This is a genomic window from Pseudomonas lini, from assembly GCF_001042905.1.
GTDB classification, from domain to species: domain Bacteria; phylum Pseudomonadota; class Gammaproteobacteria; order Pseudomonadales; family Pseudomonadaceae; genus Aquipseudomonas; species Aquipseudomonas lini.
This window is the reverse complement of record NZ_JYLB01000003.1, coordinates 781,589-807,828: the sequence shown is the minus strand read 5'-3', so window position 1 is coordinate 807,828 and position 26,240 is coordinate 781,589. Positions and strand designations below refer to the sequence as shown.

General features: G+C 59.7%; 25 protein-coding genes. 5 read left to right on the top strand and 20 right to left on the bottom strand.

The features are described from left to right. Positions 1-197 precede the first annotated feature (197 nt). The 7 genes from TU81_RS12280 to TU81_RS12250 form a co-directional block, all read right to left on the bottom strand. Entirely contained in the window at positions 198-881 is a 684-nt protein-coding gene (locus tag TU81_RS12280) for a sulfite exporter TauE/SafE family protein (protein WP_048395296.1), read from the bottom strand. After that, a complete protein-coding gene (ccoS, locus tag TU81_RS12275; RefSeq protein WP_007905420.1) occupies positions 874-1,092 on the bottom strand; it encodes a cbb3-type cytochrome oxidase assembly protein CcoS in 219 nt (72 codons plus the stop codon). The genes TU81_RS12280 and ccoS overlap by 8 nt, the downstream gene beginning before the upstream one ends. Positions 1,093-1,114: 22 nt before the next feature. Next, positions 1,115-3,565 carry a heavy metal translocating P-type ATPase gene (locus TU81_RS12270; protein WP_048395294.1) on the bottom strand — a complete coding sequence of 817 codons (2,451 nt, stop codon included), beginning with the start codon at positions 3,563-3,565 and terminating at the stop codon, positions 1,115-1,117. A gap of 135 nt (positions 3,566-3,700) precedes the next feature. Then, on the bottom strand, positions 3,701-4,240 hold the full coding sequence (locus tag TU81_RS12265) for a FixH family protein (protein ID WP_038979952.1): 540 nt from the start codon (positions 4,238-4,240) through the stop codon (positions 3,701-3,703). Between the two features lie 11 nt (positions 4,241-4,251). Next, on the bottom strand, positions 4,252-5,667 hold the full coding sequence (gene ccoG, locus TU81_RS12260) for a cytochrome c oxidase accessory protein CcoG (protein ID WP_038979953.1): 1,416 nt from the start codon (positions 5,665-5,667) through the stop codon (positions 4,252-4,254). A gap of 206 nt (positions 5,668-5,873) precedes the next feature. Then, positions 5,874-6,284 carry a type II toxin-antitoxin system VapC family toxin gene (locus TU81_RS12255; protein ID WP_048395292.1) on the bottom strand — a complete coding sequence of 137 codons (411 nt, stop codon included), beginning with the start codon at positions 6,282-6,284 and terminating at the stop codon, positions 5,874-5,876. After that, positions 6,284-6,538, bottom strand: a complete 255-nt coding sequence (locus tag TU81_RS12250) for a type II toxin-antitoxin system Phd/YefM family antitoxin (protein ID WP_038980251.1) — start codon at positions 6,536-6,538, stop codon at positions 6,284-6,286. The genes TU81_RS12255 and TU81_RS12250 overlap by 1 nt, the downstream gene beginning before the upstream one ends. Before the next feature lie 250 nt (positions 6,539-6,788). On the opposite strand from TU81_RS12250, the gene TU81_RS12245 reads away from it, so the two are divergent. After that, complete coding sequence (locus tag TU81_RS12245; RefSeq protein WP_053078292.1) at positions 6,789-7,805, top strand: metallophosphoesterase family protein; 1,017 nt, start codon at positions 6,789-6,791, stop codon at positions 7,803-7,805. 71 nt (positions 7,806-7,876) lie between these two features. On the opposite strand, the gene ccoP (TU81_RS12240) is transcribed toward TU81_RS12245, so the two are convergent. The 8 genes from ccoP (TU81_RS12240) to ccoN (TU81_RS12205) form a co-directional block, all read right to left on the bottom strand. Further along, the gene (ccoP, locus tag TU81_RS12240; RefSeq protein WP_048395290.1) at positions 7,877-8,860 is read right to left on the bottom strand and encodes a cytochrome-c oxidase, cbb3-type subunit III; all 984 of its coding nucleotides are present in this window, start codon (positions 8,858-8,860) and stop codon (positions 7,877-7,879) included. Continuing rightward, positions 8,857-9,042, bottom strand: coding sequence for a CcoQ/FixQ family Cbb3-type cytochrome c oxidase assembly chaperone (locus TU81_RS12235; RefSeq protein WP_003175465.1), 186 nt, complete (start codon positions 9,040-9,042; stop codon positions 8,857-8,859). Before TU81_RS12235 ends, ccoP (TU81_RS12240) begins: the two co-directional genes overlap by 4 nt. 5 nt (positions 9,043-9,047) lie before the next feature. Next, complete coding sequence (ccoO, locus tag TU81_RS12230) at positions 9,048-9,656, bottom strand: cytochrome-c oxidase, cbb3-type subunit II (RefSeq protein WP_007905434.1); 609 nt, start codon at positions 9,654-9,656, stop codon at positions 9,048-9,050. Beyond that, the gene (ccoN, locus tag TU81_RS12225) at positions 9,656-11,098 is read right to left on the bottom strand and encodes a cytochrome-c oxidase, cbb3-type subunit I (RefSeq protein WP_038979957.1); all 1,443 of its coding nucleotides are present in this window, start codon (positions 11,096-11,098) and stop codon (positions 9,656-9,658) included. Before ccoN (TU81_RS12225) ends, ccoO (TU81_RS12230) begins: the two co-directional genes overlap by 1 nt. Before the next feature lie 483 nt (positions 11,099-11,581). Next, positions 11,582-12,535, bottom strand: a complete 954-nt coding sequence (gene ccoP, locus TU81_RS12220) for a cytochrome-c oxidase, cbb3-type subunit III (RefSeq protein WP_048395288.1) — start codon at positions 12,533-12,535, stop codon at positions 11,582-11,584. Then, entirely contained in the window at positions 12,532-12,735 is a 204-nt protein-coding gene (locus TU81_RS12215) for a cbb3-type cytochrome oxidase subunit 3 (protein WP_048395367.1), read from the bottom strand. Before TU81_RS12215 ends, ccoP (TU81_RS12220) begins: the two co-directional genes overlap by 4 nt. Before the next feature lie 21 nt (positions 12,736-12,756). Continuing rightward, positions 12,757-13,365 (bottom strand): cytochrome-c oxidase, cbb3-type subunit II, encoded by a 609-nt coding sequence (gene ccoO, locus TU81_RS12210; protein WP_038979959.1) that lies wholly within the window; start codon positions 13,363-13,365, stop codon positions 12,757-12,759. 10 nt (positions 13,366-13,375) lie between these two features. Further along, positions 13,376-14,800 carry a cytochrome-c oxidase, cbb3-type subunit I gene (gene ccoN / locus TU81_RS12205; RefSeq protein ID WP_048395285.1) on the bottom strand — a complete coding sequence of 475 codons (1,425 nt, stop codon included), beginning with the start codon at positions 14,798-14,800 and terminating at the stop codon, positions 13,376-13,378. A 95-nt stretch (positions 14,801-14,895) separates the two neighbouring features. On the opposite strand from ccoN (TU81_RS12205), the gene TU81_RS12200 reads away from it, so the two are divergent. Continuing rightward, positions 14,896-15,570 carry an alpha/beta family hydrolase gene (locus TU81_RS12200; protein ID WP_048395282.1) on the top strand — a complete coding sequence of 225 codons (675 nt, stop codon included), beginning with the start codon at positions 14,896-14,898 and terminating at the stop codon, positions 15,568-15,570. Positions 15,571-15,669: 99 nt separating this feature from the next. On the opposite strand, the gene TU81_RS12195 is transcribed toward TU81_RS12200, so the two are convergent. The 3 genes from TU81_RS12195 to acnA form a co-directional block, all read right to left on the bottom strand. Then, positions 15,670-17,235, bottom strand: coding sequence for a methyl-accepting chemotaxis protein (locus tag TU81_RS12195; protein ID WP_038979962.1), 1,566 nt, complete (start codon positions 17,233-17,235; stop codon positions 15,670-15,672). Between the two features lie 104 nt (positions 17,236-17,339). Further along, on the bottom strand, positions 17,340-18,131 hold the full coding sequence (locus TU81_RS12190; RefSeq protein ID WP_048395279.1) for a CPBP family intramembrane glutamic endopeptidase: 792 nt from the start codon (positions 18,129-18,131) through the stop codon (positions 17,340-17,342). A gap of 192 nt (positions 18,132-18,323) precedes the next feature. Next, a complete protein-coding gene (acnA, locus tag TU81_RS12185; protein ID WP_048395278.1) occupies positions 18,324-21,065 on the bottom strand; it encodes an aconitate hydratase AcnA in 2,742 nt (913 codons plus the stop codon). A 221-nt stretch (positions 21,066-21,286) separates the two neighbouring features. Between acnA and rlmM the strand changes: the two genes are divergently transcribed. Together rlmM and tusA are read left to right on the top strand one after the other, a co-directional pair. Then, entirely contained in the window at positions 21,287-22,360 is a 1,074-nt protein-coding gene (gene rlmM, locus TU81_RS12180; protein WP_048395276.1) for a 23S rRNA (cytidine(2498)-2'-O)-methyltransferase RlmM, read from the top strand. Between the two features lie 160 nt (positions 22,361-22,520). Next, complete coding sequence (gene tusA, locus TU81_RS12175; RefSeq protein WP_007907805.1) at positions 22,521-22,772, top strand: sulfurtransferase TusA; 252 nt, start codon at positions 22,521-22,523, stop codon at positions 22,770-22,772. Positions 22,773-22,860: 88 nt separating this feature from the next. On the opposite strand, the gene TU81_RS12170 is transcribed toward tusA, so the two are convergent. Next, on the bottom strand, positions 22,861-24,270 hold the full coding sequence (locus TU81_RS12170; RefSeq protein WP_048395274.1) for an MATE family efflux transporter: 1,410 nt from the start codon (positions 24,268-24,270) through the stop codon (positions 22,861-22,863). Positions 24,271-24,565: 295 nt separating this feature from the next. On the opposite strand from TU81_RS12170, the gene pdxB reads away from it, so the two are divergent. Continuing rightward, on the top strand, positions 24,566-25,708 hold the full coding sequence (gene pdxB, locus TU81_RS12165) for a 4-phosphoerythronate dehydrogenase PdxB (protein ID WP_048395272.1): 1,143 nt from the start codon (positions 24,566-24,568) through the stop codon (positions 25,706-25,708). 166 nt (positions 25,709-25,874) lie between these two features. Here pdxB and TU81_RS12160 read toward each other — a convergent pair whose 3' ends face one another. Further along, positions 25,875-26,054 (bottom strand): PA1571 family protein, encoded by a 180-nt coding sequence (locus tag TU81_RS12160; protein WP_007907798.1) that lies wholly within the window; start codon positions 26,052-26,054, stop codon positions 25,875-25,877. Positions 26,055-26,240: the final 186 nt, after the last annotated feature.

Sequence of the window (26,240 nt, the reverse complement as noted above, 5' to 3'; positions counted from 1 at the left end):
AGTAATGCATCTCCACAACCAAGCGAATGGCTTCTGCTTTTTCCTCTGACGTTACAACCCGATAACCCATGATGCTTCCTTAGATCGACGCTCCTACATCATGGTCTAAAAACATTCGACCACAACAGCCTCGCTCCTACAAGGGATCGCGAACTCCTGTAGGAGCGAGTCTTGCCCGCGATGGGGCCACTGCCGATCTAATGCCCCATGAGCCAATGTTGATGCGGCCCCGGTAAGGTCCAGATGCCGAACACCATCACCAGCAAGCCACCGGTCATGCGGACGCTGCGTTTGCGCAACAACGCCGTGACACGCTCGGCAGCCAGCCCTGTGGCGAGCAGCACCGGCCAGGTACCCAGCCCGAATGCCAGCATCAGCAACGCACTGTCCAGTGCATTGCCCTGGCTCGCCGACCACAGCAATGTGCTGTAAACCAGCCCACATGGCAGCCAGCCCCACAGTGCGCCCAGTAGCAGGGCGCGGGGCAGGTTCGACACGGGCAATAGTGTGTTGGCCACCGGCTGGATATGCCGCCACAGGCCACGGCCGAGGCTTTCGATGCGGGTCAGGCCGCTCCACCAACCGGCCAGGTACAGACCCATGGCGATCAGCAGCAGTCCGGCGAGGATGCGCATGAACATCGCCGCCGGGCTATTGGCCACGGCCCAGCCGGCCAGGCCGATCAGAAGACCGGCGGCAGCGTAGCTGAGAATTCGCCCCAGGTTGTAGGCCAGCAATAGTCGAAAGCGTCGGCTGCGTTGTTCCTTGGGGATCGCCAGGGTCAACGCGCCCATCAAGCCGCCGCACATGCCCAGGCAATGCCCGCCGCCGAGCAGACCGAGGATCAGCGCAGACAGCAACAGTGGCGCCAATTCAAGCATGGGGCGGCGCCTTGTCGTCCGGTTTGGCCGGATGGCCGCTGGCCTCGTCGACCGCTGCCTTGTGGTTCGGGTCCTGATCGTCGAACAGAATGCTGTGGGCCGGGCCGTCGAGGTCGTCGTACTGACCGCTGTCGACCGCCCAGAAGAAGATATAGATAGCGATGGCCACGATCAGCAGCGCGGCCGGGATCATCACGTAGAGAGCTGGCATCTGGACTCCATGCCCGCGCGGCTCAGGCCGGCAGCGGGCGGGTTTCTGGCGTGGTGCCGGCAGCCGGCGCGCTCGGCAGGCGAGTCAGGCGCAGGGCATTCAGCACCACGGTCAACGAACTGATCGACATGCCGACCGCGGCCCATACCGGAGTGATCCAGCCAAGGGCAGCGAACGGCAGCATGAGGCCATTGTACAGCGCTGCCCACAGCAAGTTCTCGATGATGACCCGACGGGTACGACGAGCCAGGCTGAAGGCTTGCACCAGCGCGTCGAGTCGGTTCGACAGCAGCACCGCGTCGGCACTGGTTTTCGCCAGATCGGTGGCCGACCCCATCGCCACGCTGATGTCGGCGGCGGCCAGCACCGGCACATCGTTGACCCCGTCACCGAGCATCAACACCTTGCGGCCTTCCTTGTGCAGCTGTTGCAGCACCTGCAGTTTATCGTCCGGACGCAAACCGCCACGGGCCTCGTCGATGCCCAATTCGGCAGCGACGCTGGCGACCATCGGGGAGCTGTCGCCGGACAGCAGCAACGTGCGCCAGCCGCGAGCCTTGCAGGCCGCCAGCAGGGCGGGTGTGTCGGCGCGTAAACGGTCATCGAGTACGAACCATGCCAGCGGCCCTTGGCTGTCGCCGAGCAACAGCCATTGGCCGGGTTCATCGGGCATTACTGGCGTTTGAGCGCCGCTGAGTTCGCAGACAAACCCTGGCTGGCCAATGCGCAGGCGTTGTGCGCCGACCAACCCCTCCAGACCCAGGCCCGGCGTGCTGTGAACTTCTTCGGCGGCCAGCGGTGCGCGGCCAAAGGCTCGGGCGATCGGGTGCTCGGAACGGTTTTCCAGGGCGGCGGCGAGGCTCAGGCATTGATCGCTGGTCAGGGCCCCAAGCGGCCGGATCGAACGCAAGGCCAGGCGACCTTCGGTGAGGGTGCCGGTCTTGTCGAAAATCACCGTGTCGATCTGGTTCAGGCCTTCCAGCACATGGCCGCGCGTCAACAACAGACCGAGCTTGTGCAGCGTGCCGGTGGCGGCGGTGAGGGCGGTTGGAGTGGCCAGTGACAAGGCGCATGGGCACGTGGCAACGAGCATCGCCAGGACAATCCAGAAGGCTCGCGAAGAGTCCAGTTCCCACCACAGCAGGCCAATGGCGGCCACCGCGATAAGTGACAACAGCAAAAACCATTGGGCGGCGCGGTCGGCGATTTCCGCCAGTCTTGGCTTTTCGGCCTGGGCGCGATCCAGCAGGCGGACGATGGCCGACAGTCGCGTGTCCTGCCCCAGCGCCAGGACTTCCACGGTCAGCGCACCTTCGACGTTCAAGGTGCCGGCGGTGACGGCATCGCCCGGGGTCCGTGGTTGTGGCAAGTATTCGCCGGTGAGCAGGGATTCGTCGATGCTTGATTGACCGTCGAGGATCTTGCCGTCGGCCGGCAGAATCGAACCGGGATGTACCAGCACCTGATCGCCCACGCGCAACTCGCTGAGCAGAATCCGCTCGCTCTGGCCATCGGCACCCAGCCGCAGGCAGGAAGCGGGCAACAGATTGACCAGCTGTGCGGTCGCGGCAGCGGTGCGTTCCCGGGCGCGACGTTCCAGATAACGCCCGGCCAGCAGGAATAGCGCAAACATCCCTACCGCATCGAAATACAGCTCGCCGACCCCGGTGATCGAGGTCCAGATCCCGGCGATATAGGCACTGCCGATCGCCAGCGACACCGAAACGTCCATGGTCAGGTGACGGGTGCGCAAGTCGCGCATCGCGCCTTTGAAGAATGGTGCGCAGCTGTAGAACACGATCGGGGTGGTCAGAAACAGCGCGACCCAGCGCAGGATGGTGTGCAGTTCGGGGCTGAGGTCAATGTTGAATTCCGGCCAGGTGGCCATGGTTGCCATCATCGCCTGGAACCACAGCAGCCCGGCGACCCCGAGTTGGCGCAAGGCCAGGCGGTTTTCGCTGGCCAGTTGTTCACTGGCGCGGTCGGCCTGATAAGGGTGGGCGGCGTAACCGATGTGACGCAATTCGCTGAGCACCTGACTCAATGGTAATTGCGCGTCGGCCCAGCGCACGTGCAGGCGATGGTTGGACAGGTTCAAGCGTGCTTCGGCCACCGCTGGCAAGGCACGCAGGTGTTTCTCGATCAACCAGCCGCAGGCGGCGCAACTGATGCCTTCCATCAACAGGGTGGTTTCGGCGAGTTCGCCTTCGTGGCGGACAAAGGGTTGTTGCACATCGGCGCGGTCGTACAGCGCCAGTTCATCCACCAACTGCACTGGCAGCGCTTCGGGGTTGGCCGATGACTCGCTGCGATGCTGGTAATAGGTTTCCAGTCCGCCGGCCACGATGGCCTCGGCCACTGCCTGGCAACCCGGGCAGCAGAACTCGCGGGTATCCCCGAGGACGGCGGCGGTGAAGCGACTGCCGGCCGGGACGGGCAGAGCGCAGTGGTAGCAGGGGGTTGGACTGGTCATGGGGCGTGTTCCGATGATCGTTCCCACGCTCTGCGTGGGAATGCCTCCCCGGACGCTCCGCGTCCGCTTCGGCTGGGACGCGGAGCGTCCCTGGCTGAGTTCCCACGCAGAGCGTGGGAACGATCAGGGTAAGGCTTATTTTTTCAGGTCTTCCGCACCCTGCAATGGCTCATCACCCAGCAGCAGATCCTTGTCATGGCTGACCTGTTCTTCTTCGAACATGCGCCAGGTCTTGTCGTCCTGAACGCCCAGCAGTTCTACAAAGCGGCGACCGTCGACCTTGTCGTTCAACTGGCCAATGTAGCGGCCCTGTTCGGTTTCGCTGCGGGCCAGGGTGATCTTGCGATCTTTCTCCGGCTGGGTTGGCGAAATCAGGTTCAGCTCAAGGGTTTTCGGCTGGCTGTTACCGCTCAGGCGCAGGTCGACTTCGCCGGTCACGTCGTCCAGATGAACGCTGGCGCGCAGCAACAGGGTCTGCGCCAGCAGCTCACGGTCGAGGGAGCGGTTGATGCCCTTGCCGGCCTCGTAATAGTTGTCGTTGACCAGGTTGTCCGGGTTGTTCACCGCGATGGTCACCATCGACAGGGTCAAGGTCACTGAGCAGGCCAGGATGGCGATGATGATCCACGGCCAAAGGTGCTTGTACCAGGGACTTGCGGCAGTTGCTGCGGGCATGATCACTTCTCTCAACGAATTTGTGGGCCGATGAATCGGCTCTTGGCTTCAACGTGGACGTTGGCGTCGTCAGCGTCCTTGAGGATGAATGTCACCTCGTTGGTGCTCGACGGCAGTTGTTCCGGTGCGCTGGACAGTTCGACCGGCTGACTGAAAATCTCCCCGGCGGCGACCTTGATCTCGCGCTTGCCTTGCAGCTTGAGGTCCGGCAGGCCTTTGGCTTCCAGCACATACGTGTGGTCGTGCTGGTCCTTGTTCATGATCTTCAGGCTGTAGACGTTTTCGATCCGGCCTTCGGCGTTCTCGCGGTACAACACCCGGTCTTTACTGACATCGAAGCCGACTAGCGAGCGCATGAAGAATGCAGTCACCAGCAACGCGATCATCGCCAATAGCACCGTGGCATAGCCAATCAGGCGTGGACGCAGTTTATTGGTTTTTTGCCCCGACAGGTTGTGCTCGGTGGTGTAGCTGATCAGGCCGCGCGGGTAATCCATCTTGTCCATGATGCTGTCGCAGGCGTCGATGCACGCCGCGCAGCCGATGCATTCGACTTGCAGGCCGTCGCGGATGTCGATACCGGTGGGGCAGACCTGGACGCACATGGTGCAGTCGATGCAGTCACCCAGGCCCTGCGCCTTGTAATCAATGCCTTTCTTGCGCGGCCCACGGCTTTCGCCACGACGCGGGTCGTAGGAGACGATCAGCGTGTCCTTGTCGAACATCACGCTCTGGAAGCGTGCGTACGGGCACATGTAAATACACACCTGCTCGCGCAACCAGCCGGCGTTGCCGTAGGTGGCTAGGGTGAAGAACCCGACCCAGAAATACGACCAGCCATCAGCCTGGCCGGTGAAGAACTCGATCACCAGTTCGCGAATCGGTGAGAAGTAACCGACGAAGGTCATGCCGGTCACGAAGCCGATCAGCAGCCACATTGTGTGCTTGCTGAACTTGCGCAGGAATTTGTTGGCACTCATCGGTGCCTTGTCGAGCTTGATGCGCTGGTTGCGATCGCCTTCGGTGACTTTTTCGCACCACATGAAAATCCAGGTCCAGACGCTTTGCGGGCAGGTGTAGCCGCACCAGACGCGACCGGCGTACACGGTAATGAAGAACAGGCCGAAGGCACTGATGATTAAAATCCCTGAAAGCAGGATGAAATCCTGAGGCCAGAAGGTCGCGCCGAAAATGAAGAATTTACGTTCCGGCAGGTTCCACCAGACGGCCTGATGGCCGCCCCAGTTCAGCCACACCGTGCCGAAATACAACAGAAACAGCCCGGCACCGCCAATCATCCGCAGGTTGCGGAACAGGCCGGTGAAGGCGCGGGTGTAGATCTTTTCTCGAGAGGCGTAGAGGTCGACGCTGTTGTTCGCGTTCTTGGCAGGCGGAGTGACGTCGTGTACCGGAATCTGATTGCTCATCATTGCATCCCACGGCAGTGGAAAAATGCCCCGGTCAGTACGTGCCAACCGCGGTCAAAAAGAGGTGTTGCAGTGGCGCAATGATACGCCTGTAGCTCTAGCACAAGGGTGCGACCTTTGGTCGCGTTGGGGGAAATCAATTGATGGTGTAATGACTTGAATCAATTGACTTGTGAATTATGGACGGTTTTGCAGGGGCAGCGAACTCATTCGTCCCATGGATTGATCAGTGCCACACCGCTGGATTGAAAATCGCTGATGTTTCGGGTGACCACCGTAAGGCCATGAACCAGTGCAGTTGCTGCGATCAGGGCGTCGCTTTCATTGGCACGATCCGGAACATGCAAGCTGGCACAGCGCAGTGCCACGGCGGCATCGACCGGCAAGATTCTGGCATCGAAGGCCGGTATCACATGGCGCTTCAGCCAGGTGCGCAATACCTTTCCCTGAACGGGGTCACGACGCTCCATTCGAAGAACCCCTGTCTCCAGTTCCTTCAAAGTAATGGCCGAAATAAACAGGCGTGGTGCAATAACACTTTTGGCCCAGGCGACGACATTCGCGTCAGCCTGAGGTTTGCGCAGTTCAGAAATCACGTTGGTGTCGAGTAGAAACATCAGGACAGATCCACGGGTCGATGAGTGATGACGGCACGCTCGGTTTCAAATTCGATGTCTGCCGCTTCTGGCATCACCAACAGGTCGACGATGTTGGCGTTTATGCCGGTCAGTTTTTGGTACTCCTCAATGCTTAGCAGTACGTGAGCAGGCTTGCCACGGTCGGTGATGATAACCGGCCCATGACGGGTGGCTTTTTTGGCACTACTTGTGTCCTGGTTGAATTCACGACTGGAAATGGTGGTGATGGCCATCATGCGTAGGCTCCTGCAAAAGCATCGATGTAGGAACGTTACTACTTGACTGAGGGGCTCGCAACCTTGTTGGGGGACCGTCGGTCGCAGCGGTGCATCTGGCTATCTCCGATAGCGCACTAATGAGCTCGCGGGAAACATCAACTATTGATATTGAAGCGATAGACATTTGTTTTGATTTCTAAGTTGTCATAACTTGCTCGGGCAAGACGGTGTGTCTTGTACCTAACTTCAATAGAGATGGATTTCTATGCTTCTTGATAATAAAGTCAATGCGCTATTAGGCGCATTGTTATGTGTCGCTACGTTTGGTGCGCATTCGGCAGATAATAACCTGCCCCGGCATTTAGTGTTTACCTCGGATCCTCAGTATCCATGGACTGAAAGTTCCGACCATGGGTGGGATGAAACAACCGCGGAGAAGGAACAGCGTTCAAAGTGGCTGATTGAGACCCAATATTCCGATGTCGCCAGCTTCAGGCGTAATCATTCTGTTGACCCGGCACACATTCCGGTCATGGTAAACGGCGACATGACCGCTTTCGGGCACGGCTACCAGCGTGACATGATCCGGTCGATACTGGATAAGCAGCTGGGGGGTGTTTATGACTATGGCCTGGGGAATCATGATTATGAAAACAATGTCGATGATTGTTTTTTGAATAATTGTGCGGCCGGCAGTATTGTTGATTTCAAGAATCGTTACTTGGGTAAGTTGGCGGCGTTGGATATGCGAGTATCGGATGAAGGTGCTGTCAAAAAAGGTATTTTCGGTAGCCTTGCTTATTCCAAGGACTTTGGTGATGTACACATTGTTCAATTACATAATGAGCCCACCTATACCGCCGGGTTTACCGCCTGGGATTGGGGAGTGCCCACGGGTTACCAGATTTCCGAGTCTCTGGATTGGCTGGAGGAAGATCTGAAACGCGCACGTGAGAGCGCAAAGATCATTCTTCTGAATATGCACAAGCCGGATCGCTGGAAGGGCAGTACCGAACAGATTGCCCGGTTCAAGGCCATAATCGAGCGATACAAGGTAACGGCGGTGTTTGCCGGGCATTTGCATACCGAACCCGGGAGTTACTACGGATGGAACAAACGGGATTACTTCGGGGATGTGCCGGTATTCTTGAGCGGTGGGGCGTCGAACCAGACCTACCTGATCGCCGATATGTCCACGGATCGCAAAACGTTGAAGGTGTTTCAGGTCAACCAGAATAACTGGCCAAGCCGCAAAGAGATCCAGACGGTTGAGGTTCGATAACCTGCGATTATCCAGTTGAAACGAAAACGGCCCCGTCATCTGACGGGGCCGTTTTTTGTCAAGCGTTTGCCTTACTTGGCATCTGCGTCCGCTGCCTTCTCACCGTGAGAGAGGCTGTAGACGTAAGCCGCCAGCAGGTGAACCTTGTCGTTGCCTTGCAGCTGTTCTTGCGCAGGCATCTGGCCCTGACGGCCGTAACGGATGGTCTGCTGCAGTTGAGCGAAGCTCGAACCGTAGATGAACCCGGCTGGGTGGGTCAGGTCAGGGGCGCCCATGGCTGGGGTGCCTTTGCCTGCTGGACCGTGGCACGCCACGCAGTTGGCGGCGAACAGTTTCTGGCCGGCAACCGGATCGGCCTTGGTGCCTTCCGGCAGCTTGCGACCATCCAGGTTGGTCAGCACGAACGCGGCAACGTCAGCAACACCTTGTTCGCCGATCACTGCAGCCCAGGCCGGCATCACGGCATGACGACCGCCCATGATGGTGGTCTTGATGGTTGCCGCATCACCGCCCCAGCGCCAGTCAGCGTCGGTCAGGTTAGGGAAGCCATAGGCACCTTTGGCGTCGGAACCGTGGCAGACCGAGCAGTTGGAGGCGAACAAGCGGCCACCCATCTTCAGGGCTTGCGGGTCTTTGGCGACTTCTTCGATCGGCATGGAGGCAAACTTGGCGAAGATCGGGCCGAACTTGGCGTCCGACCTGAGCATTTCCTTCTCCCACTCGTGAACGCCGGTCCAGCCAGTCTGGCCGTTGGCGAACGCGGTCTGCTTCTCGTTATCGAGGTAGTTGTAACCCGGCAACAGGCCTTTCCAGTTACCCAGGCCCGGGTACAGCACCAGATAGCCGAGGGCGAAGATAATGGTGCCCACGAACAGCATGAACCACCATTTCGGCAGCGGGTTGTCATACTCCTCGATCCCGTCGAAGGAGTGGCCGACCGTTTCATCGGTGGATTCGCTGCGCTGGCCCTTGCGGGTGGACAGCAGCAGCCAGGTCAGGGCGAAGATGGTGCCGAGACTGAGGACTGTGACGTACAGACTCCAGAACGTAGTCATTCTTTGTTACTCCTAGAAGCTTGCTCGACGTGCTTGATGGCTTCGGGATCATCCGCGAAAGGCAGCAAGGTCGCGTCTTCAAACTCCGACTTGCGCTTGGGGCTGAACACCCACAGCGCCAGACCGATGAAGGCCACCATCACAACAACGGTGCCCAGGCCACGAATCATCCCGATATCCATCTAAATCACCGTTTGCTTTTGATGATGGTGCCCAGGCCTTGCAGATAGGCCACCAGCGCGTCCATTTCGGTTTTGCCCTTCACAGCATCCTTGGCACCGGCGATGTCTTCGTCGGTGTAAGGGACGCCGAGCGTGCGCAAGACTTCCATTTTCTTGGCGGTGTCTTTGCCGTCGAGCTTGTTTTCCACGAGGAACGGGTAAGCCGGCATTTTCGACTCAGGCACTACGTTGCGCGGGTTGTACAAGTGCGCACGCTGCCAGTCATCGGAGTAACGACCGCCGACACGGGCCAGGTCCGGACCGGTACGCTTGGAACCCCACAGGAACGGGTGGTCCCAAACGCTTTCACCGGCGACCGAGTAGTGGCCGTAACGTTCGGTTTCAGCACGGAACGGGCGGATCATCTGCGAGTGGCAGCCGACACAACCGTTGGCGATGTAAACGTCGCGGCCTTCCAGTTCAAGGGCGGTGCGTGGCTTCATGCCCTCGACCGGCTTGTTGGTGACGTCCTGGAAAAACAGCGGAACGATTTGAGTCAGGCCGCCGACGCTGACGGCGATAACCATGAAGAAGGCCAGCAGGCCAATATTCTTCTCGACTGCTTCATGCTTCATCAGTGAGCTCCAACTACAGCAATCTGTTCAGCAGCTTTGGCTTCAGCCGGGTTCGAGGCACGTACGGTACGCCATACGTTGTAGGCCATGAACAGCATGCCGCTGGCGAAGAACGCACCGCCCAGGGCGCGAACGATGAAGCCAGGGTGGCTGGCTTGCAGCGCTTCAACGAACGAGTAGGTGAGGGTGCCGTCGTCGTTGATTGCACGCCACATCAGGCCCTGGGTGATGCCGTTGACCCACATCGAAGCGATGTACAGAACGGTACCGATGGTCGCGAGCCAGAAGTGCGTGTTGATCAGGGCGATGCTGTGCATCTGCGCACGACCGAACAGTTTCGGGATCATGTGGTAGATCGCGCCGATCGAAATCATCGCTACCCAGCCCAAGGCACCGGCGTGTACGTGGCCGATAGTCCAGTCGGTGTAGTGCGACAGCGAGTTGACGGTCTTGATGGCCATCATCGGGCCTTCGAAGGTCGACATGCCGTAGAACGCCAGCGATACCACGAGGAAACGCAGGATCGGGTCGGTGCGCAGCTTATGCCAGGCGCCCGACAGGGTCATCATGCCGTTGATCATGCCGCCCCAGCTTGGTGCCAGCAGGATAATCGACATCGCCATGCCCAGGGACTGAGCCCAGTCCGGCAGCGCGGTGTAGTGCAGGTGGTGCGGACCGGCCCAGATGTACAGGGTGATCAGCGCCCAGAAGTGCACGATCGACAGACGATAAGAGTAGATCGGACGCTCGGCCTGCTTCGGAACGAAGTAGTACATCATCCCCAGGAAGCCGGTGGTCAGGAAGAAGCCCACGGCGTTGTGGCCGTACCACCACTGGATCATCGCATCAGTCGCACCCGAGTAAGCCGAGTAGGACTTGAAGAAACTGACCGGCAGGGACGCGTGGTTGACGATGTGCAGCATCGCGGTCACGACGATGAAGGCACCGTAGAACCAGTTACCGACATAAATGTGCTTGGTCTTGCGCTTGACGATGGTGCCGAAGAACACCAGACCGTAGGTGACCCAGACAATGGCCAGCAGAATAGCCAGAGGCCATTCCAGTTCCGCGTATTCCTTGGTGGTAGTGAAACCCATCGGCAAGGTAACGATCGCGCCGACGATCACCGCTTGCCAACCCCAGAAGGTGAAGGCCGCGAGGCTGTCGGAAATCAGTCGCGTTTGGCAGGTTCGCTGCACGACGTAATAGGAAGTGGCAAACAGAGCACAACCACCGAAGGCGAAAATCACCAGGTTGGTGTGCAGCGGGCGCAGGCGTCCAAAGCTCGTCCATGCCAGACCGAAGTTCAACTCCGGCCAGACCAGTTGCGAGGCGATGAAGACACCGAGCCCCATGCCAAGGATCCCCCAGACCACCGTCATGATGGCGAACTGGCGGACTACCTTATAGTTATAAGCAGTCGGACTGATTGCTGTGCTCATTCTAAGGTTCCACGGTTTGGGTGTTTTATTAGGAGTAAAAATCGGCCGCAAGTATGTAGAAAGCGGGGGGTCATTGCAACGCGCCATGACGTGGGTCAATGCTTTCAAAAGCTGATTCTGCGGCCTTTCCATGCGCCGCGTAAGGACAAAATTGCCCTCGGACAAAATGTCGCAACGGATGAAAGAGGCGAGGGGTTCAGGTCAGTTGTAACGGGGTATGTTCAAACACGACGATCGGGTAACAGAGGGCAACGGGGACGATAGCCGGTGTCTACCAGCCTTTGCGGCCTGTCATCGAGCAAATTCGTCGAACACATCGGGTTGAATCGACCTGGAACCGACGCTGGCCAGTCCGCATCGCAGGGAAGCTTAGACCCGAATCCGGCGAACCGAAAGGAAGACCAAGGGAGGGTGCGACAATGCGTCGCAAAGGGGCAGGGAACTGCCGCATCCGGGTGAATGCGGCAGCAGAGCGGACGAGATTTATTCGCTTTTGCCTTCAGCCTGCAAACGCTCGGTGCTCAGCCCCTGAGACAGGCTGTACACGTAAGCGGCCAGCAATTGCACCTTGTCGTTGCCGAGCAGTTCGTTCTGCGCCGGCATATGGCCCTGGCGGCCATGACGAATCGTTTGTTGCAGTTGCGCCAGGCTTGTACCGTAGATAAATCCGGCCGGTTGCGTCAGATTCGGCGCTCCCATGGCTTCAGTGCCCTGGCCGTTTGCCCCATGACAGGCTACGCACATAGTGCTGAACGCTTGCTGTCCGGCATGCAGGTCGGCACCGTTGTCGGCAGGCAAGGGGAGGCCGGCCAGTTCATGACGCACATAAGCTGCGACGTTCTTCACGCCGGCGTCGCCGAGGATTTCTCCCCAGGCCGGCATCGCGGCCATGCGACCCCCCATGATTGTGGTTTTGATCATTTCGGCATCGCCGCCCCAGCGCCAGTTGCTGTCGGCCAGGTTCGGGAAACCAAACGCGCCTTTGGCATCCGAGCCGTGGCACACCGAGCAATTGGACGCAAACAGGCGACCGCCCATTTTCAGTGCTAGCGGATCCTTGGCTACTTCTTCGATGGGCATGGCGGCAAATTTGGCGAAGATCGGCCCGAACTTCGCGTCAGCCTTGTTCATCTCCTTTTCCCATTCGTGGACACCGGTCCAGCCGTTCTCATAACCGGGCAATATGCCTTTCCAGTTGCCCAGGCCCGGGTAAAGCACCAGATAACCGACGGCAAATACCAAGGTTGCGGCGAACAGCATGAACCACCACTGCGGCAGCGGGTTGTCGTACTCCTCGATGCCGTCGAAACTGTGGCCCATGGTCTGGTCAGTGCTGCCCTTGGTTTCCCCTCGGCGTGTACCGATCAGCAACCAGGTCAGGCCGATCAGGCTGCCGATGGTCAGTACGCAGATCCACGTACTCCAGAAGGTGGTCATGGCCGGGTACTCCTTGCGGCAGATTCTTGTTGGGTGCTGTTTTCCGATTGCGGCTCGTCGGCGAACGGCAGCAGGCGCGCTTCGGCGAATTCCGGATTGCGCTTGCTGTTGAACACCCACAGCGTCAGGCCGACGAAGGCCACGAACACCACGACCGTGCCCAGGCCGCGGATCATTCCACTGCTCATTTCGCTTACTATTTCAAAGGGCATGGACATGGCTCACCTCTTGCTCTTGATGGCAGTGCCGAGCACTTGCAGGTAGGCGACCAGCGCGTCCATTTCGGTTTTGCCCTGGAGCGAGGCGACTGAGCCTGCGATGTCGTCGTCGGTGTACGGCACGCCGAGGGTGCGCATGGCGCGGATTTTGGTTTGGGTGTGGCTGCTATCGACCTTGTTGTCGACCAGCCACGGGTAGGCCGGCATCTTCGATTCCGGCACCACGTTGCGCGGGTTGTACAAGTGCGCGCGGTGCCAGTCTTCGGAGTAGCGACCGCCGACGCGCGCCAGGTCCGGCCCGGTACGCTTGGAGCCCCAAAGGAACGGGTGATCCCAGACACTTTCCCCGGCCACGGAGTAGTGGCCATAGCGCTCGGTTTCGGCGCGGAACGGCCGGATCATCTGCGAATGACAGCCGACGCAGCCTTCGCGGATATAGATGTCGCGACCTTCCAGTTGCAACGCGGTGTAGGGCTTCATGCCTTCCACCGGTTTATTGGTCACGTCCTGGAAGAACAGCGGGACGATCTGGGTCAGGCCGCCGATGCTCACGGCCAGCACCATCAGCAGCATCAGCAGGCCGACGTTTTTCTCGATCGTTTCGTGTTTCATGGCGGCCTCCTCAGGCGATCTGCGCAGCAGCGGCGACTTCGGCAGGCTGCGAGGCCCGCACGGTGCGCCAAGTGTTGTAGGCCATCAGGAACATGCCACTGAGGAAGATCGCGCCGCCCACCAGTCGCACGACGAAGCCTGGGTGGCTGGCCACCAGGGTTTCGACGAAGGAATAGGTCAGCGTGCCGTCCTCGTTGACGGCGCGCCACATCAGGCCTTGGGCGATGCCGTTAACCCACATCGAGGCGATGTACAGCACGGTGCCGATGGTCGCGAGCCAGAAGTGCGCGTTGATCAGGCCGATGCTGTGCATCTGTGTGCGACCGAAGATTTTCGGAATCATGTGGTACAGCGCACCGATGGAAATCATCGCCACCCAGCCGAGCGCGCCAGCGTGAACGTGGCCAATGGTCCAGTCGGTGTAGTGAGAGAGGGCGTTGACCGTCTTGATCGCCATCATCGGCCCTTCGAAGGTCGACATGCCGTAGAACGCCAGCGACACCACGAGGAAGCGCAGGATCGGGTCGCTGCGCAACTTATGCCAGGCGCCCGAGAGCGTCATCATGCCGTTGATCATCCCGCCCCAGCTCGGCGCCAGCAGGATCAGCGACATCACCATGCCCAACGACTGCGCCCAGTCCGGCAGCGCGGTGTAGTGCAAGTGGTGCGGGCCGGCCCAGATGTACAGGGTGATCAGCGCCCAGAAGTGCACGATGGACAGGCGATAGGAATACACCGGGCGCTCGGCCTGTTTCGGCACGAAGTAGTACATCATCCCGAGGAAACCGGCGGTGAGGAAAAAACCTACGGCGTTGTGTCCATACCACCACTGCACCATGGCATCGGTCGCACCGGCGTACACCGAGTAGGACTTGGTGAAACTCACCGGCAGCTCAAGGTTGTTGACGATGTGCAGGATCGCCACGGTGATGATGAATCCACCGAAGAACCAGTTACCGACATAGATGTGTTTGGTCTTGCGCTGCATGATCGTGCCGAAAAACACGACGGCATAGGCCACCCAGACGACGGTGATCAGGATGTCGATCGGCCATTCCAGTTCGGCGTATTCCTTGGAACTTGTGTAACCCAGTGGCAGGCTGATGGCCGCCAAGAGAATCACAAGCTGCCAGCCCCAGAAGCAGAACGCGGCGATTTTCGGTGCGAACAATCGGGTCTGGCAGGTGCGTTGTACCGAGTAGAACGAACTGGCGAACAGGGCGCAACCGCCGAAAGCGAAGATCACCGCGTTAGTGTGCAGCGGGCGCAAACGGCCGAAGCTGGTCCACGGCAGGTTGAAGTTGAGTTCAGGCCAGACCAATTGGGCGGCGAGAAAAACCCCGAGCCCCATGCCGACGATGCCCCACACCACCGTCATAATGGCGAATTGGCGGACCACCTTGTAGTTGTAGGCGGTACTGATAGAAGTGTTCATGGTTCCCCATCCACGGTTCAGCCGAAGTGAGAACGTTTGCGCGAGGCAACGCTCCCTTCGCCTGGAGTTATAGGCAGACTAAAAGCGAGGCAAGCATGGACAAAGAGCACAAGGCCAGTATTGACGGGGATCAATGGGCGCAGTGCGTGCGGGATCATGGATGGTTGTGGAATGCCGCCTCAGTGCCGGCCTCGGCGACACTGATTCTCGCTCACGGAGCCGGTGCGCCGATGGACAGCGGCTGGATGAGCGACATGGCTGCGCGCCTTGCCACGCATGGGGTCAACGTGTTGCGTTTCGAGTTTCCCTATATGGCGCAGCGACGTATCGATGGCGGTAAACGCCCCCCGAACCCTGCACCCAAACTGCAGGAATGCTGGCGTGAGGTGTATGTCGTGGTGCGACGCCATGTCGCTGGGCACCTGGCCATTGGCGGCAAGTCCATGGGCGGGCGAATGGCGAGTTTGTTGGCTGATGAGTTGGGCGCGGATGCACTGGTGTGCCTGGGGTATCCGTTTTATGCGGTGGGCAAACCAGAGAAGCCGCGGGTCGAGCATCTGGCGGGGTTGAAGACTCGCACGTTGATTGTGCAGGGTGAGCGGGATGCGTTGGGTAATCGGGCGGCGGTTGAGGCTTACACGCTGGCGCCGAGTATCGAGGTGTTCTGGTTGGCGGCAGGGGATCATGATTTGAAGCCGTTGAAGGCTTCGGGGTTTACGCATGAGCAGCATCTGGATGCGACAGCCAGGAAGGTTGCTGAGTTTTTGTGAGAAGCAAGATCAAAAGATCGCAGCCTTCGGCAGCTCCTACAGGGTGTACGCCGTTCAAATGTAGGAGCTGGCGCAGCCTGCGATCTTTTGACGTTGTTGTCAGCGGTTAAACCGCTCCACCAACGAATACTGGGTATTCGCCGTCTTGGTCAGTTCTTCACTCAGCAGCGCCGAGTGCTGTGCCTGTTCCGAGGTCTGGTCAGCCAGTTGTGAGATGTTGCTGATGTTGCGGCTGATTTCTTCGGCGACGGCGCTTTGCTCTTCGGTGGCGGCAGCGATCTGGGTGGTCATGTCGGTGATGTTGGCCACCGCTTCGCTGATACCTACCAGAGCCTGGTCCGCTTCCAACACCCGGGCCACACCTTCTTCGGCCTGACGATGCCCGGTTTCCATGGTTTGCACCGCGGTGCTGGCTGTTTGCTGCAGTTTGGCGATCAGGGCGTGAATCTGCCCGGTGGATTCGCTGGTGCGTTGCGCCAATTGGCGTACTTCGTCGGCCACCACCGCAAAACCACGGCCCATCTCGCCGGCACGCGCGGCTTCAATCGCAGCGTTCAAGGCCAGCAGGTTGGTCTGGTCGGCGATGCCTTTGATCACATCGACCACGCCGCCAATTTCGTCGCTGTCCTTGGCCAGTTGCGTCACCGTCAGGCCGGTTTCACCGACCACCACCGACAGACGCTGAATGGCTTCGCGGGTTTCCCCAGCGATGTCACGACCGCGACCGGTCAGGCGATTGGCTTCCTGAGTGGCGTCAGCAGTGCGCTGCACGTGGCTGGCGACTTCCTGAGTGGTGGCAGCCATCTGATTCACAGCGGTCGCCACTTGCTCGGTTTCGACGCGTTGACGTTCCAGGCCGCTTGAGCTGTTGTGGGCCAGGGCGTCGGACTGTTTCGCTTGTTCGGTCAGGTGTTCGGCAGTGTCCTGCAAACGGGTCAAACAGGTTTTCAGGCGTGCTTCCTGACTGAGGATCGACATCTCCAGGCGTGCCTGGGCACCGCGGCTGTCGGTGTACATCTGTGCGATCAGCGGGTCGGACGTGGTCTGTTCGGCCAGACGCAGCAAACGCTTGATACCGCGCTGTTGCCAGCTCAAACCCATCAAGCCCAACGGCACCGAAAGGCCGGCGGCGAGGGCGAAGCCCCATTGAGATGTCAGGGTAGCGCCGATCATGAAGCTCAGTTGGCTGACAAGAATGAACGGTAGCCAGTCCTGAAGCACCGGCAGCCATTTGTCTGTAGAGGGAACCGCAGACTTGCCCTGGTTGATGCGTTGGTAGAGCGCTTCGGCGCGGCGGATCTGTTCGGCGGTGGGTTTGATCCGCACCGACTCGTAACCGATCACCTGATTGCCGTCGAACACCGGTGTGACATAGGCGTTAACCCAGTAGTGGTCACCGGTCTTGCAGCGATTCTTGACAATGCCCATCCATGGCAAGCCTTGTTTCAGTGTGCCCCACATGTGCGCGAACACCGCAGCCGGGACGTCGGGGTGACGGACCAGGTTATGCGGCGCACGGATCAGTTCCTCACGAGAAAACCCGCTGATTTCGACGAAAGCGTCGTTGCAGTAGGTGATCACGCCCTTGGCATCGGTGGTGGAAATCAACCGTTGCTGAGCGGGGAAGGTCCGTTCGCGTTGTGTAATGGGCTGGTTGTTACGCATGGCTTTTTCGATCCGCAAGGCTTTGAGAGGTTGTCGGCATCGTCAGGTATTTATTGAAATGTTTTTTTCATTTATCAGTAACGCGTCGCAAAACGACCGTTGCGTCAGCCAGCGAGCATCGGATAAGTGAACAGCCCGAAATGCAACAAATTCAAACCAAAATGCGTGGCGATGGCCGCACCCAATCCGCCGAAACGGTAGGCGAGGCCATAACCGACACCGGCCAGGCTCGCCAACAACATCCATTGCCAGCCAGCGCCCAGATGAACGAGGCCGAACAGCATTGAGGCGAGCAACAAGGCAAGATTTTCGCCATAAGGCAGGTGTTTGAACTGCCGACTCAGGCCGCCCTGGATGTAGCCGCGAAACAACGCTTCTTCCACCAGCGTCACCAGCAACAGATTGTTCAGCACCCACAACCAGGCTTGATCCGGCCATTTCGGGGCCCAACTGATCACGCCCAGCAACAGCGCGCCACCCAAGGCCAGCACGGCGCTTACGGTAAGGGCGAGGGCGGTGGCATAAACGGACAATCGCAGCGAGCGCCGGCCGACAATCCATGGACAAACCAGTAATAGCCAGAAGCCGATCAGCGGTTTGTCCTGATTCAGGTACATCGCAAATGGCACGGCATCGTCGGTGAAACGCTGGGGATCAATGGCGCGACCGTTGTAGAAACCGGGAAGCCAGTGCATTGCCAGTGCCACTGCCAGGAAGATATACAAACCGTGGCCGAGGAAGCGGCCGATGGGAATCTGTTGTTGGCGAACGGCGAAACCGGCAAACAGCAGCAACGCGAAAGAGATAGCGGCCAGCCAGCCGAGTTGGCCGTAGATCAAAGCCAGGCCATAGCCCATGGAGAGAAGTGCCAGATAAGTCCATGGCAGAGCAATCATGTGGAGTCCTTTTGAGCGGAGGAGCCTATTCGGGCCCCAAGATCGCAGCCTTCGGCAGCTCCCACAGGGGAAATGCAATCCAATGTAGGAGCTGCCGAAGGCTGCGATCTTTTTGGGGGGCGCGCGATTATAGAGACGCACACCGCGTAAACAAAAACACCGCCCGAAGGCGGTGTCGTTGTCAGCAGGTTGTTACGAGGCAATTAATTGCCGCAACACGTAATGCAAAATCCCTCCGGCCTTGAAGTACTCCACCTCATTGAGGGTATCGATCCGGCACAACACCTCAATTTTTTCCTTGCTGCTGTCTTCACGGGTGACGACCAGCGTCAGGTTCATCCGCGGAGTCAGTTCGACGCCCGTCAGGCCAAGGATGTCCAGGGTTTCCTTGCCGGTGAGGTTCAGGCTCTTGCGGTTCTGATCCAGCTTGAACTGCAACGGCAACACGCCCATGCCCACCAGATTGGAACGGTGAATCCGCTCGAAGCTTTCCGCGATCACGGCTTTGACCCCCAGCAGATTGGTGCCCTTGGCCGCCCAGTCGCGGCTCGAGCCGGTGCCATATTCTTGCCCGGCGATCACCACCAGCGGCGTACCCGACGCCTGGTAACGCATGGCCGCGTCGTAGATCGGCAGCTTCTCCCCGGTCGGAATATAAATCGTGTTGCCGCCTTCTTCGCCGCCGAGCATCTCGTTGCGAATCCGGATGTTGGCGAAGGTGCCGCGCATCATCACTTGATGGTTGCCGCGACGGGAGCCGTAGGAGTTGAAGTCCCGCGGTTCCACCCCTTGCTCGCGCAAGTAATGGCCGGCAGGGCTGTCAGCCTTGATGTTGCCGGCCGGGGAGATGTGGTCGGTGGTCACTGAATCACCAAGCAGCGCGAGGACTTTCGCCCCTTCGACGTCCTTGACCACCGGCGCAGGGCCACCGATGTCATCGAAGAATGGCGGATGCTGGATATACGTCGAATCGTTGTTCCAGACATAAGTCGCCGCCTGCGGCACTTCGATGGCCTGCCACTGCTCGTCGCCGGCAAACACTTCGGCGTACTCCTTGTGGAACATCGCGGTATTCACCTGAGTCACCGCGTCGGCGATTTCCTGGGTACTCGGCCAGATGTCTCGCAGATAAACCGGGTGGCCTTCCTTGTCGTTACCCAAGGGCTCGCTGCTGATGTCGATGCGCACCGTCCCGGCCAACGCATAGGCGACGACCAGAGGCGGGGAGGCCAGCCAGTTGGTTTTCACCAGCGGATGCACGCGACCTTCGAAGTTGCGGTTGCCCGAGAGCACCGAGGCAACCGTCAGGTCGGCTTTCTGAATGGCTTTTTCGATCGGCTCCGGCAACGGTCCGGAGTTGCCGATGCAGGTGGTGCAGCCATAACCGACTAGCGCAAAACCAAGTTCATCAAGGTATTGGGTCAGGCCCGCTGCCTTGTAGTAGTCGGTGACCACTTTCGAGCCAGGGGCCAGCGAACTTTTGACCCACGGCTTGCGCTTCAGGCCTTTCTCCACGGCTTTCTTCGCCACCAGCCCGGCCGCCATCATCACGCTGGGGTTGGAGGTGTTGGTGCAAGAGGTGATCGCGGCGATCACCACCGCGCCGTTTTTCAGCCGATACGTGCGGCCTTCGTGGTCGTAGTCCGTTTCGCCGATCAGATCGGCGTTGCCCACCGCGACGCCACCGCCACCCTCACTTTCGAGGCGACCTTCTTCCTTGCTGGAGGGTTTGAATTGCAGCCCGAGAAAGTCAGTGAACGCTTGCGCGACATTCGGCAACGAGACGCGGTCCTGCGGGCGTTTCGGCCCGGCAAGGCTGGCCTCGACGCTGCCCATGTCCAAGGCCAGGCTGTCGGTGAACACCGGCTCTTTGCCGGGCAGGCGCCACAGACCCTGGATCTTGCTATAGGCCTCCACCAGTTTCACGGTTTCCGGTGTGCGGCCAGACAGGCGCAAGTACTCCAGTGTCACCTCGTCCACCGGGAAGAAGCCGCAAGTGGCGCCGTATTCCGGGGCCATGTTGGCGATGGTCGCGCGGTCAGCCAGCGGCAAGTCGGCGAGGCCGTCGCCGTAGAACTCGACGAATTTCCCGACCACGCCTTTTTTGCGCAGCATCTGGGTCACCGTCAGCACTAGGTCGGTGGCGGTGATGCCTTCCTTGAGCTTGCCGGTGAGTTTGAAGCCGATCACTTCCGGAATCAGCATCGACACCGGTTGGCCGAGCATCGCCGCTTCCGCTTCGATCCCGCCCACGCCCCAGCCGAGCACGCCGAGGCCGTTGATCATGGTGGTGTGGGAGTCAGTGCCAACCAGGGTGTCGGGGAAGGCATAGGTGCGACCGTCCTCGTCCTTGGTCCAGACCGTGCGGCCCAGGTACTCAAGGTTGACCTGGTGGCAGATGCCGGTGCCCGGTGGCACTACGCTGAAGTTGTCGAAGGCGCTCTGGCCCCAGCGCAGGAAGGCGTAACGCTCATGGTTGCGCTGCATTTCGATGTCGACGTTCTGTTCGAAGGCGCTTGAGCTGGCGAACTTGTCGACCATCACCGAGTGGTCGATCACCAGGTCCACCGGCGACAGCGGATTGATCCGTTGCGGGTCGCCGCCGGCCTTGGCCATGGCGGCGCGCATGGCGGCCAGGTCGACCACGGCGGGGACACCGGTAAAGTCCTGCATCAATACCCGCGCCGGGCGGTACTGGATTTCGCGATCGGAGCGACGCTCCTTGAGCCAGGCGGCAATCGCCTTGAGGTCGGCGCCGGTAACGGTTTTCTCGTCCTCCCAGCGCAGCAGGTTTTCCAGCAGCACTTTCAACGACATCGGCAGCTTGTCGAGATCGCCCAGGCTTTTGGCGGCTTCGGGCAGGCTGAAATAGTGATAGGTCTTGTCGTCGACTTGTAAGGTTTTAAGGGTTTTCAGGCTATCGAGGGACGGCATTGAAATGACTCCTTTAAATCCGCACGGCTACGGACTGAGGGGCGGGCAGAGCTTTTAACCTAGCCCCGTTTAGACATTAAGGCTAATAACTGGACCCTAAGGACAAGTCCAAGGTTCCGATCTCGGCTATCATGCGCCGGTTTTCGTGACAGGCTTTGCTTCAACGCAAGTCTGGGCATCGCGCAGTGGCTGAATTCTTCGCCAACTGCCCAGGAGTAAGAATGAACACCCTCTTTATGCATTGCCGGCCGGGCTTCGAAAGCGAAGTCTGTTCCGAGATTTCCGAACATGCCGCGCGGCTGAACGTGGCCGGTTATGCCAAGGCCAAAACCGCCAGCGCCTGCGCCGAATTTATCTGCACCGAAGAAGACGGCGCCGAGCGCCTGATGCGTGGCCAGCGTTTCGCTGACCTGATCTTCCCGCGTCAGTGGGCCCGTGGGATCTTCATTGATCTGCCGGAAACCGACCGCATCAGCGTGATCCTCGTGCACATGGCGGACTTCCCGCTGTGCGGCAGCCTGTGGCTGGAAATGGTCGACACCAACGATGGCAAAGAGCTGTCGAACTTCTGCAAAAAGTTCGAAGGCCACCTGCGCAAGGCGCTGATGGCGGCCGGCAAACTAGTGGAAGACGCCCACAAGCCACGGTTGCTGCTGACCTTCAAGAGTGGTCGCGAAGTGTTCATGGGCCTGGCGGAATCGAACAATTCGGCGATGTGGCCGATGGGCATTCCACGCCTGAAGTTCCCGCGTGAAGCGCCGAGCCGTTCGACCCTCAAGCTGGAAGAGGCCTGGCACCATTTCATCCCGCGCGATCAGTGGGACGAGCGCCTGCACAGCGACATGACTGGCGTCGACCTCGGCGCCGCACCCGGCGGCTGGACCTGGCAACTGGTCAACCGCGGCATGCTGGTGACCGCCATCGACAACGGTCCGATGGCCGAAAGCCTGATGGACACCGGTCTGGTGCAGCACTTGATGGCCGACGGTTTCACCTTCAAGCCCAAGCAACCAGTGGACTGGATGGTCTGCGACATCGTCGAGAAACCGGCGCGCAACGCGGCGATGCTGGAAGAATGGATTGGCGAGGGGCATTGCCGCGAAGCGGTGGTCAACCTCAAGCTGCCGATGAAACAGCGTTATGCCGAAGTGAAACGCCTGCTGGAACGTATTGCCGAAGGGTTCAAGGCGCGGGGCATTCGGGTCGAGATCGGCTGCAAGCAGCTGTATCACGACCGTGAGGAAGTGACCTGCCATTTGCGCCGATTGGACGTGAAAAAACCCAAGTCCCGCTGATTCACACGGACCCATGTGGGAGCGGGCTTGCTCGCGAAAGCCGGTGGCTCAGTCGACATCAATGTTGAATGTCAGTCCGCATTCGCGAGCAAGCCCGCTCCCACAGGTGACCGAACACCCGGCAATGCGCGACAATGCCGGCAAGTTTCAGGAGTAAATCATGAGTGAAATGATCGATACGCCGGTAGACGGCACCCTCGACGCCACCGGCCTCAATTGCCCGGAACCGGTGATGATGCTGCACCAGCACATCCGTGACCTGGTGCCCGGCGGCCTGCTGAAGGTGATCGCCACCGACCCGTCGACCCGTCGCGACATCCCCAAGTTTTGCGTGTTTCTCGACCACGAACTGGTCGCGCAGCACGAAGAGGCAGGCACCTACCTCTACTGGATCCGCAAGAAACTTGCTTAATCAGGCACAAAAAAAGGGCCTGCATAGCGATTCGACTTGCCGGCGAAGGCGTCCTTGAGAGCGCTTTCGCCGGCAAGCCTGGCTCCTACTAACCCGCCGAACGACTGATGCGGATCCGCTTGCGTGCACTGCGCGTCAGGCGGATCGACAGCATCAGTGCCGCGCAACTCAAGCCGACGATCAAACCCTGCCACAGCCCGCTCGGGCCGCTCGGCGCGCCGAGCCAGTCGGTCAGGCCCAGGGCGTAACCCACCGGCAAACCAATCCCCCAGTACGCGAACAGTGTCAGGATCATCGTCACCCGCGTGTCCTGATAGCCACGCAGTGCGCCCGCCGCGGTCACCTGGATAGCGTCGGAAAACTGGAACAGTGCCGAATACACGATCAGCATCGCGGCCACCTGAATCACCGTCGGGTCGGCGGTGTAAATCGCAGCGATGGGTTCACGTAGCAACAGCATCATGCTCGCCGACAGGCACGCATAAGCCAGGGCGGTGCCCATGCCGACACCGGCGGCGAAGCGGGCTTCGCGCGGTTCCTCACGGCCGAGTGCCTGGCCGACACGCACGGTCACGGCCATGCCCAGGGAGTAGGGGATCATGAACACCAGCGAGCTGAAGTTCAGCGCGATCTGGTGCCCGGCGACCACGGTGGCACCGAGGCTGCCGATCAGCAGGGCGATCACGGCGAAGATGCTCGACTCGGCGAACACTGCGATGCCGATTGGCAGGCCGATGCCCAGCAGACGCTTGATCACCGACCACTGTGGCCAGTCGAAACGGCTGAACAATTCACTCGACTGATAGGCCGGCGCCCAGCGTTCCCAGCCAGCCATGCCCAACGCCATCACCCACATCACAATCGCCGTGGCCCAGCCGCAGCCGACACCGCCCATGGCCGGCACACCAAAGTGGCCATAGATGAAGATGTAGTTCAGTGGAATATTCAGCGCCAGCCCACACAGGCCAAGGACCATGGCCGGACGGGTACGACCCAGGCCATCACTGAAGCAACGCAGCACGTGATAGAGCGCGACGGCAGGCAAGCCGCTGGCGATGCCATGCAGATATTGCATGCACGGGCCGATCAGCTCGGGGTCAACCTTCATGATGTGCAGGATCGGTTCGGCGCTGAACAGCATGCCAGTTGCCATCAAACCCACCACCAGCGCCAGCCACAAGGCCTGACGCACGATCGGGCCGATCTCACTGTGAGTGCCGGCGCCGAAGCGCTGGGCGACTTTCGGGGTGGTGGCCAGCAGTGTGCCGGTCATCAGCAGAAACACCGGGACCCAGATCGAGTTGCCCAGCGCGACGGCCGCCAGATCTCGAGGCCCGACACGACCGGCCATTACCGCATCGACGAAGCCCATGGCGGTGGTCGCCAGTTGCGCGATCATGATCGGCAACGCCAGGCCGAGCAGGTTTTTAAGCTCCAGGCGAACCCGGGCCGGGCGATTGAGGGAAATAGCGGAGGGGCGGTCAGTCACGGAATTCAAGGCGAAACGTCCAAAGGGTTTTGATGCGCAGGCGGCGCATTCTACGCCTTGACGCAGTGGTCAGGAAAAGTCCTGTGTTACCGATTTGTAATCTCTGAATCCTGCGCACACCCTGTGTAGGAGCTGCCGAAGGCTGCGATCTTTTGATCTTGTTTTTCAATAACCGGTCAACAAACCTTTCAAGCCAAAAGCGAAGATCAAAAGATCGCAGCCTTCGGCAGCTCCTACGGGGGATCGGTGCTAGTCGTTTGGTGTCATCTGCGCCTAAACTGCCGATCCGCCAAAGGAGCCTGCCATGCTGATTGTTGCCGACGAAAATATCCCGCTGCTCGATGCCTTCTTCGCAGGTTTCGGTGAAATCCGCCGGGTACCGGGACGTGTCATCGACCGCGCCAATGTCGAGCAGGCCGATGTTCTGTTGGTGCGCTCGGTGACCAACGTCAACCGCCAATTGCTCGAAGGCAGCAAGGTGCGCTTCGTCGGCACCTGCACCATCGGCACCGATCACCTGGACCTGGATTACTTTCAACAGGCCGGCATCACCTGGTCCAGCGCGCCAGGTTGCAATGCCCGGGGTGTGGTCGATTACGTGCTGGGCAGCCTGCTGACACTGGCCGAAATCGAAGGTGCCGACCTGACTCAACGAACCTACGGCGTGGTCGGCGCCGGCGAAGTGGGCGGGCGGCTGGTCAAGGTTCTGCAAGGCCTGGGCTGGAACGTGCTGGTCTGCGATCCCCCACGGCAAGCCGCTGAAGGGGGCGATTACGTTAGCCTCGAGCAGATCATCGAGCAATGCGACGTCATCAGTCTGCACACTCCGCTGGACAAGCAGGGGCCTCAGTCGACCTGGCATCTGTTCGATAAAAACCGGTTGAACCAACTCAAGCCAGGCACATGGCTGATCAACGCCAGTCGTGGCCCGGTCATCGACAATGCCGCCCTGCGCCAGGTGCTGTTGCAGCGTGAAGACTTGCAAGCGGTGCTGGATGTCTGGGAGGCTGAGCCCGAGGTCGATGTGGCACTGGTCGAGTTGTGTGTGCTGGCGACGCCGCACATTGCCGGTTATAGCCTGGACGGCAAACAGCGCGGGACGGCGCAGATCTATCAGGCGTTTTGCGAGTTCCTCGGGCAACCGGAACAGGTTCACCTGAGCGACTTGCTGCCAGCGCCTTGGTTGTCGGGAGTGACGTTGAACGCCGACAGTGATCCGGCCTGGGCACTGGCGATGTTGTGCCGTGGCGTGTACGACCCGCGCCGTGACGACGCGGATTTCCGTCGCAGCCTTGTAGGTAATGTGAGCGAGCAGCGCGCGGCGTTCGATGCTTTGCGCAAGCATTACCCGCTGCGGCGTGAGATCGATGGGTTGAAGGTGCGGATCGAGGGGGATTCGCCGGCGTTGCAGCGGATCGTGGCGGCGTTGGGTGCTTCGGCTGTCTGAGTACCGCATTGGCCTTATCGCGGGCAAGCCACGCTCCCACAGGTCATGCGTCAATTTTGAAATCGCGGTAATCCTGTGGGAGCCCGCGATAGGGCGCGCAGCACCCTCAAAAGGCACCCATAAAAAACCCGGCTAAAAGAGCCGGGCCAAGAAGACGGTGGCTACATCACTCTTGTTCGGCAGGCTTGACCAATCGCTTTTCCAGTTCGCGGCAAGCGTCCTGGATCATGTTTTCAGTGATCGGTACTTCGTGCCCATCCTTATCAATAATCGAGCAACCCAGAGACTGGTCTGGCTGCGTGCGGATCACTGGAATCTTGTCATCGCTGCTGTTTTGCAAGGACATGGCCTGTCTCCTCATCAGGTTGTGTGCTTACTGTAAAACCGCCAGGTGACCGGGCTGTGACAACTCCCTGCGATCTTCAGGTCGGCATCTTCAGTCCACCAGAAATACCTGGATGTTTCCACCCGGACTTTAGACCAATAATATCTAGCCACTAGTCTTGGCGGTCATAATTAACCTGACTCATTA

Bases quoted from the DNA above. Each gene is read 5' to 3' on its own strand.
- TU81_RS12280 (WP_048395296.1), bottom strand. From the start codon at position 881: ATGCTTGAATTGGCGCCACTGTTGCTGTCTGCGCTGATCCTCGGTCTG.
- ccoS (WP_007905420.1), bottom strand. From the start codon at position 1,092: ATGCCAGCTCTCTACGTGATGATCCCGGCCGCGCTGCTGATCGTGGCC.
- TU81_RS12270 (WP_048395294.1), bottom strand. From the start codon at position 3,565: ATGACCAGTCCAACCCCCTGCTACCACTGCGCTCTGCCCGTCCCGGCC.
- TU81_RS12265 (WP_038979952.1), bottom strand. From the start codon at position 4,240: ATGCCCGCAGCAACTGCCGCAAGTCCCTGGTACAAGCACCTTTGGCCG.
- ccoG (WP_038979953.1), bottom strand. From the start codon at position 5,667: ATGAGCAATCAGATTCCGGTACACGACGTCACTCCGCCTGCCAAGAAC.
- TU81_RS12255 (WP_048395292.1), bottom strand. From the start codon at position 6,284: ATGTTTCTACTCGACACCAACGTGATTTCTGAACTGCGCAAACCTCAG.
- TU81_RS12250 (WP_038980251.1), bottom strand. From the start codon at position 6,538: ATGGCCATCACCACCATTTCCAGTCGTGAATTCAACCAGGACACAAGT.
- TU81_RS12245 (WP_053078292.1), top strand. From the start codon at position 6,789: ATGCTTCTTGATAATAAAGTCAATGCGCTATTAGGCGCATTGTTATGT.
- ccoP (WP_048395290.1), bottom strand. From the start codon at position 8,860: ATGACTACGTTCTGGAGTCTGTACGTCACAGTCCTCAGTCTCGGCACC.
- TU81_RS12235 (WP_003175465.1), bottom strand. From the start codon at position 9,042: ATGGATATCGGGATGATTCGTGGCCTGGGCACCGTTGTTGTGATGGTG.
- ccoO (WP_007905434.1), bottom strand. From the start codon at position 9,656: ATGAAGCATGAAGCAGTCGAGAAGAATATTGGCCTGCTGGCCTTCTTC.
- ccoN (WP_038979957.1), bottom strand. From the start codon at position 11,098: ATGAGCACAGCAATCAGTCCGACTGCTTATAACTATAAGGTAGTCCGC.
- ccoP (WP_048395288.1), bottom strand. From the start codon at position 12,535: ATGACCACCTTCTGGAGTACGTGGATCTGCGTACTGACCATCGGCAGC.
- ccoO (WP_038979959.1), bottom strand. From the start codon at position 13,365: ATGAAACACGAAACGATCGAGAAAAACGTCGGCCTGCTGATGCTGCTG.
- ccoN (WP_048395285.1), bottom strand. From the start codon at position 14,800: ATGAACACTTCTATCAGTACCGCCTACAACTACAAGGTGGTCCGCCAA.
- TU81_RS12200 (WP_048395282.1), top strand. From the start codon at position 14,896: ATGGACAAAGAGCACAAGGCCAGTATTGACGGGGATCAATGGGCGCAG.
- TU81_RS12195 (WP_038979962.1), bottom strand. From the start codon at position 17,235: ATGCGTAACAACCAGCCCATTACACAACGCGAACGGACCTTCCCCGCT.
- TU81_RS12190 (WP_048395279.1), bottom strand. From the start codon at position 18,131: ATGATTGCTCTGCCATGGACTTATCTGGCACTTCTCTCCATGGGCTAT.
- acnA (WP_048395278.1), bottom strand. From the start codon at position 21,065: ATGCCGTCCCTCGATAGCCTGAAAACCCTTAAAACCTTACAAGTCGAC.
- rlmM (WP_048395276.1), top strand. From the start codon at position 21,287: ATGAACACCCTCTTTATGCATTGCCGGCCGGGCTTCGAAAGCGAAGTC.
- tusA (WP_007907805.1), top strand. From the start codon at position 22,521: ATGAGTGAAATGATCGATACGCCGGTAGACGGCACCCTCGACGCCACC.
- pdxB (WP_048395272.1), top strand. From the start codon at position 24,566: ATGCTGATTGTTGCCGACGAAAATATCCCGCTGCTCGATGCCTTCTTC.
- TU81_RS12160 (WP_007907798.1), bottom strand. From the start codon at position 26,054: ATGTCCTTGCAAAACAGCAGCGATGACAAGATTCCAGTGATCCGCACG.